At 53.8% G+C, this 17504-nt stretch carries 16 protein-coding genes; 9 read left to right on the top strand and 7 right to left on the bottom strand.

The genetic code is table 11. The features are described 5' to 3' along the window. Position 1: 1 nt before the first annotated feature. On the top strand, positions 2-1084 hold the full coding sequence (locus ACSIPU_RS01555; RefSeq protein ID WP_049102200.1) for a 4-oxalomesaconate tautomerase: 1083 nt from the start codon (positions 2-4) through the stop codon (positions 1082-1084). Beyond that, entirely contained in the window at positions 1084-1968 is an 885-nt protein-coding gene (locus tag ACSIPU_RS01550; RefSeq protein ID WP_049094747.1) for an NAD(P)-dependent oxidoreductase, read from the top strand. Before ACSIPU_RS01555 ends, ACSIPU_RS01550 begins: the two co-directional genes overlap by 1 nt. A 95-nt stretch (positions 1969-2063) precedes the next feature. Here the strand turns inward: ACSIPU_RS01550 and glgX are convergent, their stop codons facing one another. The 3 genes from glgX to treZ are packed head-to-tail and all read right to left on the bottom strand — an operon-like array spanning position 2064 to position 8466. Continuing rightward, positions 2064-4139 carry a glycogen debranching protein GlgX gene (gene glgX / locus ACSIPU_RS01545; protein WP_049094748.1) on the bottom strand — a complete coding sequence of 692 codons (2076 nt, stop codon included), beginning with the start codon at positions 4137-4139 and terminating at the stop codon, positions 2064-2066. 2 nt (positions 4140-4141) lie between these two features. Beyond that, positions 4142-6682, bottom strand: a complete 2541-nt coding sequence (gene treY, locus ACSIPU_RS01540; protein ID WP_049094750.1) for a malto-oligosyltrehalose synthase — start codon at positions 6680-6682, stop codon at positions 4142-4144. Further along, the gene (gene treZ / locus ACSIPU_RS01535; RefSeq protein ID WP_032728258.1) at positions 6679-8466 is read right to left on the bottom strand and encodes a malto-oligosyltrehalose trehalohydrolase; all 1788 of its coding nucleotides are present in this window, start codon (positions 8464-8466) and stop codon (positions 6679-6681) included. Before treZ ends, treY begins: the two co-directional genes overlap by 4 nt. Positions 8467-8610: 144 nt before the next feature. On the opposite strand from treZ, the gene ACSIPU_RS01530 reads away from it, so the two are divergent. Both ACSIPU_RS01530 and ACSIPU_RS01525 read left to right on the top strand, forming a co-directional pair. Continuing rightward, a complete protein-coding gene (locus tag ACSIPU_RS01530; protein ID WP_004112983.1) occupies positions 8611-9138 on the top strand; it encodes a GNAT family N-acetyltransferase in 528 nt (175 codons plus the stop codon). Between the two features lie 113 nt (positions 9139-9251). Beyond that, a complete protein-coding gene (locus tag ACSIPU_RS01525) occupies positions 9252-10136 on the top strand; it encodes an SDR family oxidoreductase (RefSeq protein ID WP_004102064.1) in 885 nt (294 codons plus the stop codon). 82 nt (positions 10137-10218) lie between these two features. On the opposite strand, the gene ACSIPU_RS01520 is transcribed toward ACSIPU_RS01525, so the two are convergent. Beyond that, positions 10219-10446 (bottom strand): hypothetical protein, encoded by a 228-nt coding sequence (locus ACSIPU_RS01520; RefSeq protein ID WP_016809020.1) that lies wholly within the window; start codon positions 10444-10446, stop codon positions 10219-10221. A gap of 319 nt (positions 10447-10765) precedes the next feature. On the opposite strand from ACSIPU_RS01520, the gene ACSIPU_RS01515 reads away from it, so the two are divergent. Beyond that, entirely contained in the window at positions 10766-10927 is a 162-nt protein-coding gene (locus ACSIPU_RS01515; protein WP_004102047.1) for a YqaE/Pmp3 family membrane protein, read from the top strand. A gap of 74 nt (positions 10928-11001) precedes the next feature. On the opposite strand, the gene ACSIPU_RS01510 is transcribed toward ACSIPU_RS01515, so the two are convergent. Beyond that, positions 11002-11547, bottom strand: a complete 546-nt coding sequence (locus ACSIPU_RS01510) for a YfaZ family outer membrane protein (protein ID WP_004102044.1) — start codon at positions 11545-11547, stop codon at positions 11002-11004. Between the two features lie 443 nt (positions 11548-11990). On the opposite strand from ACSIPU_RS01510, the gene ivy reads away from it, so the two are divergent. Beyond that, positions 11991-12431: an Ivy family C-type lysozyme inhibitor gene (gene ivy / locus ACSIPU_RS01505; protein ID WP_032728257.1), complete on the top strand. Its 441-nt coding sequence runs from the start codon at positions 11991-11993 to the stop codon at positions 12429-12431. A gap of 152 nt (positions 12432-12583) precedes the next feature. Here ivy and nqrE read toward each other — a convergent pair whose 3' ends face one another. Together nqrE and ACSIPU_RS01495 are read right to left on the bottom strand one after the other, a co-directional pair. Then, positions 12584-13183, bottom strand: coding sequence for an NADH:ubiquinone reductase (Na(+)-transporting) subunit E (nqrE, locus tag ACSIPU_RS01500; protein WP_004102040.1), 600 nt, complete (start codon positions 13181-13183; stop codon positions 12584-12586). Between the two features lie 136 nt (positions 13184-13319). Next, positions 13320-14840 (bottom strand): EAL domain-containing protein, encoded by a 1521-nt coding sequence (locus ACSIPU_RS01495; protein ID WP_023320946.1) that lies wholly within the window; start codon positions 14838-14840, stop codon positions 13320-13322. A 268-nt stretch (positions 14841-15108) separates the two neighbouring features. Here ACSIPU_RS01495 and ACSIPU_RS01490 point away from each other — a divergent pair, with 268 nt between their 5' ends. The 3 genes from ACSIPU_RS01490 (at position 15109) to ACSIPU_RS01480 (ending at position 17488) form a co-directional block, all read left to right on the top strand. Beyond that, positions 15109-16434, top strand: a complete 1326-nt coding sequence (locus ACSIPU_RS01490) for a glycoside hydrolase family 10 protein (protein WP_196557578.1) — start codon at positions 15109-15111, stop codon at positions 16432-16434. Between the two features lie 51 nt (positions 16435-16485). Next, positions 16486-16938 (top strand): nuclear transport factor 2 family protein, encoded by a 453-nt coding sequence (locus ACSIPU_RS01485; RefSeq protein WP_049094753.1) that lies wholly within the window; start codon positions 16486-16488, stop codon positions 16936-16938. Positions 16939-17143: 205 nt separating this feature from the next. Continuing rightward, entirely contained in the window at positions 17144-17488 is a 345-nt protein-coding gene (locus tag ACSIPU_RS01480; protein ID WP_224226829.1) for a hypothetical protein, read from the top strand. Positions 17489-17504 lie beyond the last annotated feature (16 nt).

The raw sequence follows: 17504 nt of genomic DNA, 5'->3' as shown, positions 1-17504 counted from the left end.
CATGGCACAGCGCAGAATTCCCTGCTTACTGATGCGCGGCGGTACCTCTAAGGCCGCCTGCTTCCTGGCAGACGATTTACCGGTGCAGCCCGCAAGTCGGGACGCGGTGCTGCTGGCGGCGATGGGTTCACCGGATGCGCGTCAAATCGACGGCATTGGCGGAGCCGATCCGCTGACCAGCAAGGTGGCAATTATTCGCCGCTCGGCGCGGCCAGATGCCGACGTCGATTATCTTTTTGCCCAGGTCAACGTCGAGCGTGCCGTAGTCGATTACGGTCAGAACTGCGGCAACATTCTGGCGGCCGTCGGGCCGTTTGCCATTGAGCGCGGCCTGGTTGACTGTGTCCCCCCCCTGACCCGGGTGCGCATCTATATGGAGAACACCGGCCAGCTTGCTGTTGCAGAAGTACCCTGTAGCAATGAAGGGGTGGAGTATGCGGGAGACACCCGCATTGACGGCGTGCCCGGTACGGCCAGCAAAATTGTGCTCAATTTCCTCGATGTGGCGGGCTCAAGCTGCGGCGCGCTGCTCCCCACCGGGCAGCCGCGCGATCGCTTCGACGGCGTTGATGTGACCTGTATCGATAACGGTATGCCAGTGGTCCTTGTCCGCGCCAGCGATCTGGGCCGCACGGGTTATGAGACCCGCGAACAGCTCGACGCCGACGATGAGCTGAAGCAGCGGCTGGAGTCTATTCGGCTGCAGGCCGGACCGCGCATGAATCTGGGCGACGTGTCGCAGCGCACGGTTCCCAAAATGACGCTGATTGCCAGACCGCGCGCCGGAGGAGCCATCAGCAGTCGAACCTTTATTCCGCACCGCTGCCATGCTTCGATTGGCGTTTTTGGCGCGGTGAGCGTCGCCAGCGCCTGTCTTATTTCAGGCTCGGTGGCGCAAGAGCTGGCGAGTCTCGAGCGTGCGCCAGAGCTGAGCGTTGAGCACCCAACAGGTGAATTCAGCGTAGCGCTCCGGCTCAGTGATAACGACCAGCTGGCAGGCTGCGGCCTGCTGCGCACGGCGCGACTGCTGTTCGCCGGCGACGTTTGCATTCCGGCCGGCGTGTGGCCGCGTGAGGAGCAGTGATGACGACAATTACGTTTATAGGCTATGGTGAAGCAGGAGGCATTCTTGCGGATGCGCTGGCAAAAGAGAACCCGGTCACCGTCTGGGATTGCAAGCTGAATGGTCCCGAGCGCGATGCAATGATGACGAAGGCGAACAGAGGAGGCGTGCGGGCAGCAAGCTCCCTGGCCGACGCGCTGACGGGTGCTGAACTCATATTTTCCACCGTTACCGCAGGATCCGCGCTGGATGTGGCTTCACAAGCTGCCCCGCTGATGACGGATACGCAGTATTTTCTTGACCTTAACTCTGTCGCCCCGCAGACCAAGCGGCAGGCTGCCGAACGCTTTAAGCCCGGCGCTTATGTCGATGTAGCGGTGATGGCACCAGTCCCCCCCGGGGCGCTCAGAACGCCTCTGCTGACGGGGGGACCACAGGCAAAAGCAATCGCAGAATTACTGACTGCGCTCGGATGTCATGCCCGCTACGGCGGGGACGAGGTAGGCAGCGTATCGGCTATCAAGATGTGCCGCAGCGTGATGATCAAAGGGCTGGAGGCGCTGACCGCCGAATGCCTGTTCGCCGCCCGTCAGTACGGCGTTGAGGAGGCGGTGCTGGCATCGCTCCACGCCAGCTTCCCCTCATTGGGCTGGAATGACGCCTTCCCCGACTACCTCATAAGCCGCGTTGCCGAGCATGGCATCCGGCGCAGCGAAGAGATGGAAGAAGTAGTCAAAACCCTTCGCGATGTGGCGGGAGAAGGTGTGATGAGTCAGGCAACGGCGAAAGCCCAGCGCCACCTGCCAGATCGTTTGGCGGCGCAAGGCATTACCTATGCGCAGCTCGAGCCGTTCGACTGGAAAGCGCTGGCAGCGTTGCTTAAAGACCAGGTTCAAACGTATTGAACAACACGCGGTTGTCCGCTTGCCGGTTCGGCCATCCCTTCCTGTTTGCAACAGGCAAAATAAACCCGGCCATCTGCGCCGGGTTATCTTGTAGGCTAAGGCCGTCTGAATAGCGCAATACTGCGCCCGGCCAGAACAAAATCAATCGTCTCGGTAATAATCGCGCCGTCTGTTTTTTCCTCTGCGGTCGACAACTCGAGAACCCAGCCGCCTTCGCCAAACTGCGGGATCTGGAACGGAACATCGCCTTCAAAGGGATTGAACAGCATCAGCACGTCATGCCAGATGCCCTCCTCCTTCTCAAGATCGGGTCGACTGATGGCAAGGCCTAAGGTCGAACCCTCATCCCATTGCTCTGATTGCTGCAAACCGCCGCCGGCGTTAAACCAGCGTACTTCCAGCCCGTCGCGCCAGCTTTCACGACGTAAAAGCGGTTGCTCCGCGCGCAGTGCAATCAGATGCTGGGTGAAGTCTCGTAATGCACGATCCCGCTCAGACTGCGCTTCCCAGTTGAACCATGAAATCTCGCTGTCCTGGCAGTAGCCGTTATTATTGCCCTGCTGCGAACGACCAAACTCATCGCCGGCCAGCAGCATCGGCGTACCGTGGGAGAAAAATAACGTTGCCAGAAAATTACGCTTCTGGCGTTCACGGACGGCAATAATATCCTGATTTTCCGTTGGGCCTTCTTCGCCATAGTTGCAGGAACGGTTATCGTTGTGCCCGTCGTTATTGTCCTCACCGTTGGCTTCATTATGCTTCTCGTTATATGAAACCAGATCGTTCAACGTAAAGCCGTCATGGGCGGTAATAAAATTGACGCTGGACCACGGACGACGACCGCGTAAATCGTACAGATCGCCCGAGCCCAGTAAGCGGGCGGCAAAGTCGTTGGAGACGTTATCTCCCTTCCAGTATTCCCGCACCGTATCACGATATTTGTCGTTCCACTCGCCCCAGCCAGGCGGGAAACCGCCGACCTGATAGCCGCCGGGGCCAATATCCCACGGCTCACCAATCAGTTTAAGCTTCGATAAAACCGGATCCTGGGTTACCGCATCGAAAAAACCGCCTCGCGGATCGAAGCCTTCTGGCTCGCGTCCAAGAATAGTCCCGAGGTCGAAACGAAAGCCATCAACGTGCATCGATTGCGCCCAGTACCGTAGCGAATCCATAACCATCTGCAGCACCCGGGGATGCGATGTATTCACCGTATTGCCGGTCCCGGTATCATTAATGTAATAACGATGCTGATCCGGCATCGTCCGGTAATAAGAGAAATTATCGATACCTTTAAATGAGAGCGTCGGGCCCAGCTCATTGCCTTCCGCGGTGTGGTTATACACCACGTCAAGGATCACTTCGATGCCGGCATCATGAAAAGCGCGCACCATGTTGCGAAAGCCCGCTATACCTTCAGGGCCATAATAGCGGGAAGCGGGAGCAAAGAAGCCTAGCGTATTGTAACCCCAGAAGTTTTTCAGCCCCCGATCGAGCAGATGCTGGTCATCGGGAAACCAGTGTACGGGGAGCAGTTCGACGGAAGTAATGCCCAGACTTTTAATATAATCGACGGAAGCCTGATGCCCAAGCCCCTCAAATGTGCCGCGCAGCTCCTGAGGAAGCGCCGGATTAAGCCGGGTAAAACCTTTGACATGGGTTTCGTAGATAACCGTCTTCGGCCAGGGTACATTGGGACGGTTTTCCCCCTGCCAGTCGAAGGCATCCGGGTCGATAACCTTACATTTTGGCGTATATGGCGCGCTATCGCGACTATCAAAGCTCAGGTCGCTCTCCTCATGGCCCAACTCGTAGCCGAAATGCGCATCGTTCCACTCAACATCGCCTTCCAGCTCCCGCGCGTAGGGATCGATAAGCAATTTATTGGGATTAAAGCGATGACCGTTTTCCGGATCGTAAGGTCCGTAAACCCGATAACCGTACAATGCGCCGGGCTGCAGATCGGGTACATAGCCGTGCCAGATCTCATCTGTATATTCAGGCAGTTCAAGCCGGGCTATTTCGGTTTTACCGGAAGGATCGAATAAGCACAGCTCAACGCGTTCAGCATGCGCTGAAAACAGTGCGAAGTTCACCCCCTTCCCGTCGAAATTAGCCCCCAACTGCTGGCCGTGGCCTGGCCGTATGATAAAAGCATTTTCCTTTGACATTGTTATTCCCCACGTTCCTTTTCACTAATAAGTGTCAATAACCACCCGGTTGCTGACGCCAGATCGAGCGTCTCTTCTACCAGACGGCTTTCACCGGTTAATGCATCGCAATAACGCCTTCCGGCCAGATCTTCCGGGAGCGATACTGCCGTCTCGCCCCACAGTTGCGCCGATGACTCGACCAACCCGTGCGCCGCCACGTCAAACACCAGCCGAGGAACCACCACGATGAGGGCTTCCTCGTCTTTGATACGCGCGTAGGCGATAAAATTATCTGCTCTTTCACCCGCGACTTTTAATGGTACCCAGTCACCATAATGAAAGAGCGCGGAATGCTGCTGCCTTAATCTGAGAAACGAAGCGGTGACGAATTGCTTCAACCGTCCGTCTCGCCATGCGCTTTCATGATGAAACAGTTCCGCGCTTCCGCTATCAAGATGTTGTGCCAGGGCGGCGAAGTCAGGTTCACGGCGGTTATCCGGATCGACGAGGCTAAAGTTCAGCGCCTCGCTCCCCTGATAAATATCCGGTACCCCAGGCGCAGTCAGTTTGATGACCGTCTGGCTAAGGCTGTTCACCAGACCGGCACGGACAAAAGGCTGCAGGGAGGTGTAAAAATCATTGAGAAACAGCGCGTTATCAGCAGAAAACAGCTGTTGAACGTAGTTCAGTACGACGCTTTCATAGCTTTCATTGCTGTCGATCCAGTCGGTTCTTTGCTTAGCCTCGCGCAGCGCTTTTTCCATAAAAGCGAGAAAACGTTCTTCGAGGGCTTTCAGCCCTGCGCTATCGTCAGGCAGCAACGTTGCAGGCCACACGCCGGCGAGCGCCTGATAGATCATCCACGTATCTGCCGCGTTCGGCGCCGTACCGTCGTTCAAAAAACGCACCAGGGTTTGATTCATCTGACGCCAGCGCGCAAGATTGGTCGCCCACAGCTGCGGAGCTTCCGTTAAGGTATACAGACGGGCGCGCGCATCCTCCCCGCGTTTAGTGTCGTGCGTCGAAGTGCCCAGCAGCGCGTCGGGCTGGCGAGCAAGGCGAATACGCATCTCCTGATGGAAACGAGAAAGCGAGAAAGCGCGCGGCGTGGGATCCGCGCCGACTTCATTCAGCGCCAGATCGAGGTTATGGCGGAAGAACAGCGTATCCTCGACCGATTTAGCCATTAACGGCCCTGTCAGCTGTTGAAAACGGGTCCTGAAAAGCGAGGCGGCATCGAGGCTACTTGTTTGTAAATTGCCGGTCAGGATAGCGATAATGACCTCAAGGGCCCTGGGATCGGGGCGGTTTTCCCGAGCGTTAACCCGATCGACGACCCGGTTTAATAGCGTAATATCCTCGGCGCTCATCCCCTCAGCGGTACCGTAGGTGCGATATACCGGAAAGGCCAGCAGTAGTTCACGTAATGCGTGGCGCAGCGCTTCGCTTTCAACCTCCATGCTATTACGCTGCGCCAGTTCGATGGCCAGCCTCAACAAAGTGGTAAATTCGCCCTCAAAGTTGCGATCCGCCATCAGCCCTTTCGCCTCACGCAGCGCCTGGTGACGATCTACCGCGCCGCCGAGCGCTTCGTCATGCACCTGCTGCAGCTGGTCGAGATTATTGTCATCCACCAGCACTTCAGCCAGCGAAGCGATAAACTCATATCCGGTGGTGCCGGAGACAGGCCAATCAGCGGGAAGCTGCTCGCCTTTCGCAAGAATTTTTTCCACCGTAATGTAGCATTCTGGCCCGGCGGCCTGGCGCAGACGCTGCAAATACCCTAATGGGTCGGCAAGCCCATCGATATGATCGATGCGCAGACCATCGACGATACCGGCATGTACCAGTTCAAGAATAAGACGGTGGGTATCGTCGAATACCGCCTGTTCTTCGACCCTGACGCCAATCAGGCCCGTAATTTCGAAAAAGCGCCGCCAGGAGAGCTGTCTGGGCGCTTCCCGCCACGACATCAGCCGCCAGCTTTGCGCCTCGTGCAGCGCCACAATCGCGTCGCGATCCGGCGAAGTTAGTAGTTGCTCACCTGTTGCCAGACTTTCAGGATTCAGCGGCCAGGCTTGGTCGTAATAGACGAACGCCGGTTTCCCCGTTTCAGGATCGCGCTTAAGCTCAAGCGCCCCGCTCTCCAGCTCTGCCTCAAAGGTATCCCCCAGAAACGGCAGCGTAACGGGACGCGTCCAGTCAATATCGAAATAATTGGCCCAGGCGCTGTGCTTACCCTGTTCAATGACGTCCCGCCACCAGCGATTCTCCAGAGAGGTCGCCATATGGTTGGGGACAATATCCAGAATCAGGCCAATTTGTGCGCTCTGCAGCGCCTTTACCAGCCGGTCAAATCCTTCGCGCCCGCCAATAGCCGGGTCGATTTCGTTTGGATCGGTAATATCATAGCCATGGGTGGAGCCGGTGGTCGCCGTAAATATCGGCGACGCGTAAAGATGGCTAATACCCAGCGCTTTCAGATACGGGGCCAGCGCCGCCGCGCGATCGAAGGTCATACCATTACGGAATTGAATACGATAGGTTGCGGAAGGGATCATGATGAAGCTTCTCCATGTGCAAAACGGACAACAATGCTGTTTGGCGTTAACGCTTCCTGCCGCTCCGGCCAGCTAAAAATGACCTCTCCCGGTATCTCCGGCACCGTCACGGGGTCCGCGCCGATATTCAGCGCCACGGAGAGCGTCCCGTCGGGGAAGCGCCAGCTCACCGCCAGCGCATGCGCCGCCGCGTGCAGGATCCTGCCTTCCACGGCGCCCTCTGCCGCGAGCAGCGGGACGATATAGCGATGGCGCAGTAAGATAAGGTTGCGGGTAAAGCGCAGCCAGGATTTCCCCTCCTCGCTTGCCGCCTTCTGCCAGTCGAGCTTAGAGCGGATAAAGGTTTGAGGATCGTTCGGATCCGGAACGGAGGCATCATGCCCTGCGTGTCCGGCAAACTCTTTTGCCCGCCCTTCTCTTACCGCTTTGGCGAGAGCACCCTGAAAATCGGTAAAAAATAGAAAAGGATGGGTTTCACCATACTCTTCGCCCATAAACAGTAAGGGAATGTGGGGAGAGAGAAGCAATGCGGCAAGCAGCACGCGCGTTTTCTCAGCGCCGGCCAGGGAGATAAGCCTTTCGCCATGGGCTCGGTTCCCGGTTTGATCGTGATTCTGAATAAAGTCGACAAAGAACTGCGGTGGCTGAACGGCGCAGGAGACGCCGCGAGGTTGCCCGGTTTGTGGAGAGATCTCCCCCTGATAGACAAATCCTTCCGCCAGCGCCCGAGCGACATTCTTTGCCGGCTGATGCGCAAAATCCTGATAATACGCATGGGTTTCACCGGTCGCGAAAACGTGCGCGGCATTATGGAAGTCATCATTCCATTCAGCGGTAAACAGCGGTGTGTGCCCGTTTTCATCGCGCGGGTGGAGGAAAATCACGTTACGGCTATCTTCCGTCGTCAGGTGAATATGGCGGTCGGGTATAGCCGCGCGGATATTCTCGGCTATTTCTATCAGCACGTGCCGGGCGGAGCGATCTTCAATCTGGTCAATAGCATCAAAGCGCAGCCCATCAAGTTGATACTCGGTAAGCCAGAATAGCGGCGCGTCGGTAATATACTGACGTACGGCCTCGTTTTCATAGGCGATGGCATTACCCCAGGGGGTCATTCGGTCCTGATGAAAAAAGCCCGGCGACAGCAAAGAGAGATAGTTGCCTTCCGGACCAAAATGGTTCAGCACGATATCGAGAACCACCGAAAGCCCTAACCCGTGAGCGGCATCGATGAAGGCGTGAAAATCCTCCGGGGTACCATAAGCTGAATGCGGGGCATAAAGTAGTACCCCGTCGTAGCCCCAGCCGCGCGAACCACCAAACTGAGACACCGGCATAACCTCTATCTGGGTGATCCCCAACTCTGCCAGCCAGGGGAGCTTTTCGATAGCGGCGACAAAGGTGCCTTCTGGCGTAAAGGTGCCCGGATGAAGTTCATATATCACGGTTTCTTCCCAGGGACGCCCTTTCCAGTCACGGTTAACCGGTTGATAGCGTCGGGGATCGATCACTACTGAGGGGCCATTGACATCATCGCGCTGCGCGCGGGTGGCCGGGTCGGGAATGAGGCGGCCGTCGGCTAAACGAAGCTGATATTCATCCCCGTGCTTAACGCCAGGGACATCGATCTGGAACCAGCCATTTCCCACGGCTTCCATCGCAATATCCCGGTGTCTCAGGCTAAGCGTCATCGACTTTTGACCTTCGGCCCAGACGCGAAAGCGGACAATATCCGCGGAAATGAATTCCGCCCCCCAATGCTTTTTAAACGATATGGATTCCATTCAATGTCCTCAAACGACCTGCAGGAAATGCAGCATGAAATATAAGATTAGCCCAGGTTTGGACGAATGCGCTGTTGATGGCCTGACTGTTATTTTTAACGACGTTGTCTATCATTAATAAATCGCTAAAAAATAAGGAATGCTATGCAGATTCGTAAAGGATTAAATTCTGACCTTGCTCGCCTCGAATATTGTGATTTTTCCTTCACGGTCAGCCAGGTTGCCAGAGGCCCTTTCATCAATAATGATCTGAAAATTGAGACACTTCCCTGCGCTTATAATAAAACCTATGAGCTGGATATCCAGACGCTGGAAAACCACTGTATTAATCCGGATGCAATATTCCTGATTGCCGAAACCGAAGCGGGACAGGTGGCCGGTTTCATCACCGCATCTCTGAGCTGGAACAGGTTTATTTCCGTCGATTATATTGCCATTGAAAGCTCACATCGCAGAGCCGGCGCGGCCAACAAGCTCATGGCCGCCGCCCATATCTGGGCCCGCAGTATGAACGCTGCGGGATTAAAGCTTGAGACGCAGAACGTTAACGTGCCCGCCTGCCTCTTCTATCGAAATTATGGTTTTACTCTCGGAGGATACGATCGATATCTCTACAACGCTTTAGCGGAAAAAGATGAAATTGCGCTGTTCTGGTATTACATGTTGAACTAATGTCAGGTAAATAATTCCTGGTTTTACAAAGTTAATTATTCCTGGTTTACGCTTTTTGCTCGCTCAATCACAACGATTGGCTAATCTTAAATTTCATTTATCAGGAGGCCGGTATGACAACAGGAAATAATTCATCGCTACATTATCCTCTTCCGCCGTTTGTTGAGCAGCCGCAGCAGGCTCCAGGGCTGGCATCTGAAATGAAGCCCCTTCCCGACCATGGTGAGACCAGCTATATCGGCTCCGGGAAGCTCGCGGGAAAAAAAGCGCTTATTACCGGCGGTGATTCAGGTATTGGCCGCGCTGTCGCTATCGCCTATGCGCGTGAAGGCGCGGATGTCGCCATCGGCTACCTGCCGGAAGAAGAGTCGGACGCGGCTGCCGTTATCGCGCTGATTCAGGCCGAGGGACGAAAAGCCGTCGCCATTCCCGGCGATATTCGGGTTGAATCTTTTTGCGACACCCTGGTTGAAAAAGCGGTAGCCGAGCTGGGCGGGCTGGATATTCTGGTGAACAATGCCGGCAGACAGCAGTATTGCGAATCCATTGAACAGCTGAGCACCGCTGCGTTTGATGCCACCTTTAAAACCAACGTCTATGCGCCGTTCTGGATAACCAAAGCCGCCCTCCGTCACCTGTCTGCGGGGGCGGTTATCATCAATACCTCTTCCGTGCAGGCGTTTAAACCCAGCGAGATTCTGCTGGATTACGCCCAGACCAAAGCCTGCAACGTGGCGTTTACTAAATCCCTGGCGCAGCAGCTTGGCCCGCGCGGTATTCGCGTTAACGCCGTTGCCCCTGGCCCTTACTGGACACCGTTGCAGTCGAGCGGCGGCCAGCCGCAGGAGAAGGTGCAAAAATTTGGTGAGGATACGCCGCTTGGCCGACCGGGACAGCCGGTTGAGATTGCGCCGCTTTACGTCCTTCTGGCTTCCGACGCCTGCTCCTACGCTTCGGGTCAGGTCTGGTGCTCAGATGGCGGTACCGGCGTAGCCTAAAAGAGTTGGCGCGCAACTCCTCCGGATACGTGCCTGGTCAGCAAAAGAGCCGCGGTAGCGGCTCTCTTTTCACCTGCCAGCGCTAGCGTAACAGAAAGGTGACCATCATTATCAGCAAATACCCGCCACAGGCGAATTGCAAGAGCCGCCATCCCCAACGCAAGTAGCGCCACTGATAGCGCTCCGCAGCGTTTGCCTGCGCAATAAGGGGATCGGGGTTCTGCTTTTTCTTTTTTCTTTTCAGAATATCCCAACCCCACCAAACCATCAGAAAGATGGCGATGACCTTTTGAAGAACGATGTTGTCCATGTAACCCCGCCGTCAATATCTTATCCCCTGGACGGGCAGTGTAGCGCAATTTAACCCACCCGGCAGGCTATCATTGCGCGTAATTCCCCCCTCTTCCGTACAAATTTTCCACTGAGCTTTGAAGAACATAATTTAAGCAATAACCTGGAATAATCCCATATAGATATCTGGCATAAATTAGCGCTTTTAAATTTATTAAATATGTAGTATTTGAAACTCAGAAAAGTTAGCAGGCTTATGATTTAAAAAGCTAAAATTTGCAAAAATACCGTCAGCCACTAAAATAGTAATAATTTAGCTAACAACACAGGGAGATATTATGGGTTTCTGGCGAATTGTCTTAACGATTATTCTACCCCCGCTGGGAGTATTGCTGGGAAAAGGGTTTGGCTGGGCGTTTATTCTCAATATTATTTTGACGATCCTCGGCTACATTCCAGGGCTCATTCACGCTTTTTGGGTACAGACCAAAAACAGCTAAGCATCTGAAAGCGCCTTTTGAGATTTTCTCAGCACTCAGTAATATGTCGGGAGCCCACGCTCCCGACCGTCATATCAGAAAGTCACGCCAGCGCCTACGTAAGCGCCATCAATGATGGTATGTCCCGGGCGGCCATCTTTTCCATCAACGCTCGCGTGACGATAGCCAGCCTTGATAGTCAGCGGCGTCAGCGGCGTCCAGCTAATTCCGCCATTCGCTTCGACGTAATTTTTAACGCTGTTAGTTAACCCTTCCGGCGCGGAATATCCTTCGCCGTACAGATGGATACTGTCAGTCAGCGCCAGATCGATGCCGCCGCCAATCGGGAAGGCGACGCCGTTGTCCCCTTTCTTCGGCCCGAGATATACGGCTTTTGTGCCAATATTCGCCGTGAGCGGACCCAGCGCAAGATTGTAGCCAACGCCGACGCCGCCAAGTTGACTTCCGTCATGAGTATTTTTAATCCAGTTACTTTCCGCATACAGGCCGGAAGAACTCTTACCGATTTCCATATTAAGATTGGTAAAGTTTTTCCCCTGCTCAGCGGTAAAACCCATTGCCAGGGCAGAGCCTGAAGCCATAATTAAAGAACACGCGATAATGAATTGAGTCTTTTTCATCATACCCTCCTGAAAAGTGGCGCGAACTTTAACAAGCGCGATGCCGGCGATCAAATTTTCTTTTGTGAAATGACACCGTCAATAATTTACCGAAAAATAACAGCAGAATAGTCTGGATTCTATTATACGTTAGCGGTCAAGCGAATAAGCACAGTGATTGAGCCATTATTGACGCGTTATCTTAATGGTGATTCAACCAACGGCACGAAAATGTTGAATAAAAGCTCGCGATAGTAATAATCACTGCCGGTTTTATATGCTTTATAAGTAATTCGCATTCTATAGTGACATTCTTTTTTACAAAACCATAAGAAATGAAATCACCACTTTCCGACCATTTGCGGAATATAGAGAAGCCAGCTGAGCAAATTTGCATTCACCGCCAACCAGAGCCATGATTAACAGGCGTTAAACGGAATCGGAAAGATCACAGGAGTATTATTATGCTTAAAATGTTTACCGCGCTGGCTATTCTGGCGACGTCAGCAAACGCTATGGCACAGGACGATATTACGCTGAACAGCCTCGCCAAAAAGGAGCCCGCCGCGTTTAATCAGATGCTCAAAGGACATCACCTGCCCGGTTGGGTCAGTTCAGGCGGCACGACCACGCCCGCGCGTACGGTAAAGCTTGGCGAGGATGTTTATCAGGTGCTCAGCGTCTGCAAACCTCACGATTGCGCTGCGGAGCGGCTCGCGGTGCTGTGGTCGGAAAAATCCAGACAAATGTCCGGAGTTTTTTCCACCGTTGACGAAAAGACCTCCCAGGAAAAGCTGATCTGGCTTAACGTTAGCGATCCATTATCCATCGATGGGAAAACGGTACTCTTTGCAGCCCTGAGCGGCAGCCTGGAAAACCATCCAGAGGCTTTCAACTACCCCTGAAATCCGCCAGCAAGCCCGGTGCGATGAACCCGCGACGCGCATTCATCGCCCGCCAGCGCCCTCTTCTGCCGTGCGCGCCCAAAAGTGTACGGCAGAATTTCGGTAAAACGTCGTCAGGCCAGACGCTCTCTCTCATGGTTCCCGACTTCTGTTTACAGGGAAATACCGGCGAACGACATAAAGCCCAGCGACATGAGTCCGGCGGTAATGAACACGCTGCCTAATCCGCGTAACCCTTTCGGCATATTGGCATATTTCAGCTTTTCGCGAATGCCAGCCAGCGCCACAATCGCCAGCGTCCAGCCAATACCGCATCCGGTGCCATAAGTCAGCGACTCAAGGAAGCTGTATTCACGCTGCACCATAAATATGGTCGCGCCAAAAATGGCGCAGTGGATGGTCAACAGCGGCAGAAACGGCCCTAAAGCATGGTTTAACGCATGGAAATATTTGTCGATCACCATCTCCAGGATCTGCACCAGCGCCGCAAGGACGCCGATAAACGTGATGAAATCGAGAAAACTAAGATCCACGCCTTCAATCAGGGCATTTTCTTTCAGTAGGTGATGATAAATCAGGTTGTTAATCGGCGTCGCAATGGCTAGCAGCGCCGTCACGGTGATCCCGAGCCGAAATGCGACATCGATCTTTTTGGAAATAGCGAGAAAAGTACACATGCCAAGGAAAAAATTGAGCGCCATATTTTCAACGAAAACCGCGCGGATAAAAATATTCAGGTGAGATTCGAACAAGACAACCTCCGTGTTGTTGAGTTGTTCCTCAATGATGACAAATTTTCAGGTGAAACAGGAAATTACGATTCGGTTTTGCCGAGTCGATCACCTTTTAATTTCCTGTTTGTGATCGAACAAACCAGCCCTTTCCTGACTAGCGAAATGAACGTGGCAGCATTTTGATAAACTCGCCAACCGGCACCGGTTGTGAGAAGTAGTAGCCCTGGTAAATAGCGATGCCCATATTCCTGAGCATTGTAAGCTGCTCCTTATCCTCCACGCCTTCGGCGATAATCTGACAGTTAAACTTCTTCGCCAGATTCACCATATTCTTGACCACCAGCGCGGAAGCATTATTGGTGACGATATTGAAGGTAAACACCTTATCGATTTTTATAATCTCAGGATTAAATTGCTGGATGTAGCTGTAGTTTGCGTAACCGGTACCGAAATCATCCAACGAAAACTGAATCCCGATGCGCCGCAGCTTATCCGTCACCTCCGAGGTTTGCAGCGTATTTTCAATCGACTCCCGCTCGGTTATCTCAAGGACGAGCCGAACTTCCGCCTCTTTCAGCTCCTGGATAAACGTCTGGCAGAGTTGGACTATTTCGTCATCCTGAAAGTTAACCGAGCTGGTGTTAAAGCAAATAAAGAGTCCTTTAGGGAGCAGGGACTGCTGGCGACGGAGCTGTCGGCTTACTTCCGCAAAGCAAATCGCCGTCACGTCTTTAATCAAACCGGTCTGTTCCGCAACGGAGATAAATTTATCCGGCGCAATAAATCCCTGTTTGGGATGTTCCCAGCGTACCAGCACCTCGCCGCCGATAATGGCGCCGTCCTCATCGTTAATTATCGGCTGAATATACGGTTTGAGCTGCTTCAGCTCGATCGCCTTCCTCAGCTGGTACTCAATCGTCTGCCGATAGCGGAGATAGTTTCTGAACAAAAAGGCGAGCAGCAAGGAGGCGAGAAGAATGGCGATGAGGGTATGCTGTTCATAGCGGATAAATGCGACTGCGCCGGAGGCAAAGCCGCGATCGGCAATGACCGAATAATTAAATTGCTCAGAGGTCAGACGCACGGGAATTTTGATCTTCGGCGTCGTGGTGACTTCCCCTTTGCGGTTCATTACCCGATTACCAACCTGAAGATACAGATGAGCATCGCCATCCAGAACGGATAAAATATTGTATAAATAATAGCCATCAATACCTATCAGCGTGGTATTCCCCCGGTCGTCCTGTTCGCTATACACCATTAACGGATGAGACGGCGTAATATCGTTCCCCTGGAATAACTGCAACGACCCTTGGGTATATTGAGTACTATCAAACTGAAATTTGCGTCCGCCAAAAACCGAAGTGCAGTAGATCTCGTTATCCCGCCCTAAATTTACCGAGCGCACGTCGGGAATGGTCGCCACCAGCGTGCGCAGCTCCGTCAGGACGTTCTCATTGCAGTTTTTTCCCATAAAAGGTTCCGCCAGGTCGGCGGCCTGTTCGGCGTGGGAAACGGTCACATCAAGGCTGGCTATCGCCTGCTGCAGCCGTGACTGGATATCCTTATCCACCTTTTTTTGCATCTGCCAGTAGCAAAGACCGGTGCCAAGGCTGATTAATGCCATGAGAAATAGGATTATCCACAGACGATGGCGTGACGATGAGTAGTTCATTATGCTAATCCAGTTAGACTCGCCATCGGGGGCCGGCGGTCAATTGTTTGGCCAGATTTTAACAAATCCTTTTTAAACTCGCCCTGAACCGATCAAGTTTTAATGCATATCAATGATATATCATGGCCAGCCGTTGCGTGATGGCGCAGACGACTGGCCGCGAAATTTGCTGAGGCAAAAGCGGCGCTGTCTATGGCTAAATTATTGACTTAAACTAGAATAATACGAAAATGACTTCTTTGTGCGCTGACCAGAAATGCTGGCAAATATGACGATTCACTCCCGTAATAGCATCCTGAAAAAAGTAAAAGCATCCGCCGTAGCTATCGCTGCAGCGCTGCTGCTGTCGCACTGCGGCAGTAAACCGCCCGTTTCTCTTGTCACGCCGCTGCCGCCCGCGACAAAGCAGCCGACGTTACCCAAAAGCCACGAGCCGGTGCGCGGCGTCTGGCTGACTACCGTCTCGCGCCTCGACTGGCCGCCGCTGGAATCCGTGAACGGCGGCATTACCGCCGATCGCCGCATCGCCCTGCAGCAGCAGGCGCTGATTGCCAAGCTGGATAATTTAAAAAGCCTCGGTATCAATACCGTTTTTTTCCAGGTGAAACCTGATGGCACCGCGCTCTGGCCGTCGAAGATCCTGCCGTGGTCCGATATGCTGACCGGTAAAATCGGCGAGGACCCGGGCTACGATCCGTTAAAGTTTATGCTGGATGAAGCCCATAAGCGCGGCATGCGCGTTCATGCATGGTTCAACCCCTATCGCGTCTCGGTCAATACTCGCCCCAAAACCGTCACCGAGCTTAACAGTACCCTTTCGCAGTTTCCCGCCAGCGTCTATGTCCTGCATCCGGAGTGGATCCGTACCTCCGGAGACCGTTTCGTTCTCGACCCGGGGATCCCGGAAGTGCGCGACTGGATCACCAGCATCGTGGCAGAGGTCGTAGAGCGCTATCCGGTAGACGGCGTCCAGTTCGATGATTACTTCTATACCGAAACGCCGGGGTCGAAGCTGAACGACAATCGGACGTTCCAGCAGTATGGCCAGGGCTTTGCTGCCAAAGCGGACTGGCGGCGGCACAATACCCAGCTGCTGATTGAGCAGGTTTCCCGCACTATCAAGCAGCTGAACCCCGCCGTAGAATTCGGCGTCAGCCCGGCGGGCGTCTGGCGCAATCGCTCTCACGATCCGTCCGGGTCCGATACCCGCGGCGCGGCGGCCTACGATGAGTCTTACGCGGATACCCGCCTGTGGGTTCAGCAGGGATGGCTGGACTATATCGCGCCGCAAATTTACTGGCCCTTCGCCCGCGACGCCGCGCGCTACGATGTGCTGGCAAATTGGTGGGCTGAGGTGGTGAAGCCTACCCACACCCGGCTTTATATCGGCGTGGCGCTGTACAAAGTTGGCGAACCGTCAAAGAGCGAGCCTGACTGGATGATTAGCGGCGGCGTGCCGGAGCTGAAAAAGCAGCTTGATCTGAATGAATCCATGCCGCAAATTCAGGGCACTATTCTGTTCAGAGAGAATTACCTTAATCAGCCGCAGACCCAGCAGGCCGTTAACTACCTCAAAGGCCGCTGGGGAGGCTGATTCCCCCTGACAGGCCAGATGCCTGTTACTACAATCACCGCCGGAGGATGTATGTTGAAAAAATCGCTCATCGCCTTTTCCCTGTTTTGCACCCTGTCGCCCGCTGTTTTTGCGGGCAACAGTGAAAGCGAACAGCTGAATAAGAAGAACGTCATTGATTTTTATAACAAAGCGTTAAATGACAAGGACTTTGCCGCCGCCAGGCCCTATCTCGGAGACCGCTACATACAGCATAACCCAATGGCGAAAGACGGCGTTGAAGGCTTTCAGCAGTTTATCGCCTTCCTGAAGAGTAAATATCCCGACTCGCGCAGCGTTATCAAGCAGGCCTTTGTCGACGGCGATCATGTGATCCTCCACGTGGAGGTAACCGGTCGCGAGCCGGGAGTGACGCGGGCGATTATCGATATCTTCCGCGTTGATGAACAGCATAAAATCGTTGAGCACTGGGACGTGACCCAGAACGTTCCGCAGAAAACCGCCAGCGGCAACGGCATGTTCTGAGCCTGAGCAGAGCTCCTCTGCTCATCATTCCCTCCGCTTTACCCATTTTCGCCTCGTACAGATGGGTACTTGTTTAAATAGTTTATTTACTTTACTGTAAAGTAAATAAACTGACGGGGTAAGGCGGATGTTCAACGAAGGAAGATGGGCAAAGCTCTTTTGTTTCATTGGATTATCATTTCTTTCCTGCGTAGCGAAGGCCGCATTGCTGAGTCTGGCTACGCAGGATCAGCAGATTCAGGCGGCATGTTCACGTGTAGATGAACCGGCTCAGGCCAGGCTATGTCACGCCCTGCTCGTTAGCCAGCAGGCGGAGCAGCGCCAACGCTATCTGCATTTTTTACTGCAGCAGAATATTTTCAGCATTCAGACCTATGACTTTCTGTGGGGTGAATACCAGCGTACGACTGCATGTTCTGAAATCAGCCGCTTTTTTCTGTCGAGGGCGCTGGATGCGGCGCTACCGGCTCCACCCACGCCGGCACTTCCCCCATCCCCCGGGCTAAGCGAACCGCCGGCCGTGTTTGCGCTACAAGAATCCCTCAACTGACCGTAGGTGCATAACG

It is taken from the genome of Klebsiella sp. HN106 (genome assembly GCF_051209435.1).
GTDB lineage: Bacteria > Pseudomonadota > Gammaproteobacteria > Enterobacterales > Enterobacteriaceae > Klebsiella > Klebsiella oxytoca.
This window is presented reverse-complemented; position numbering and strand designations above follow the sequence as displayed.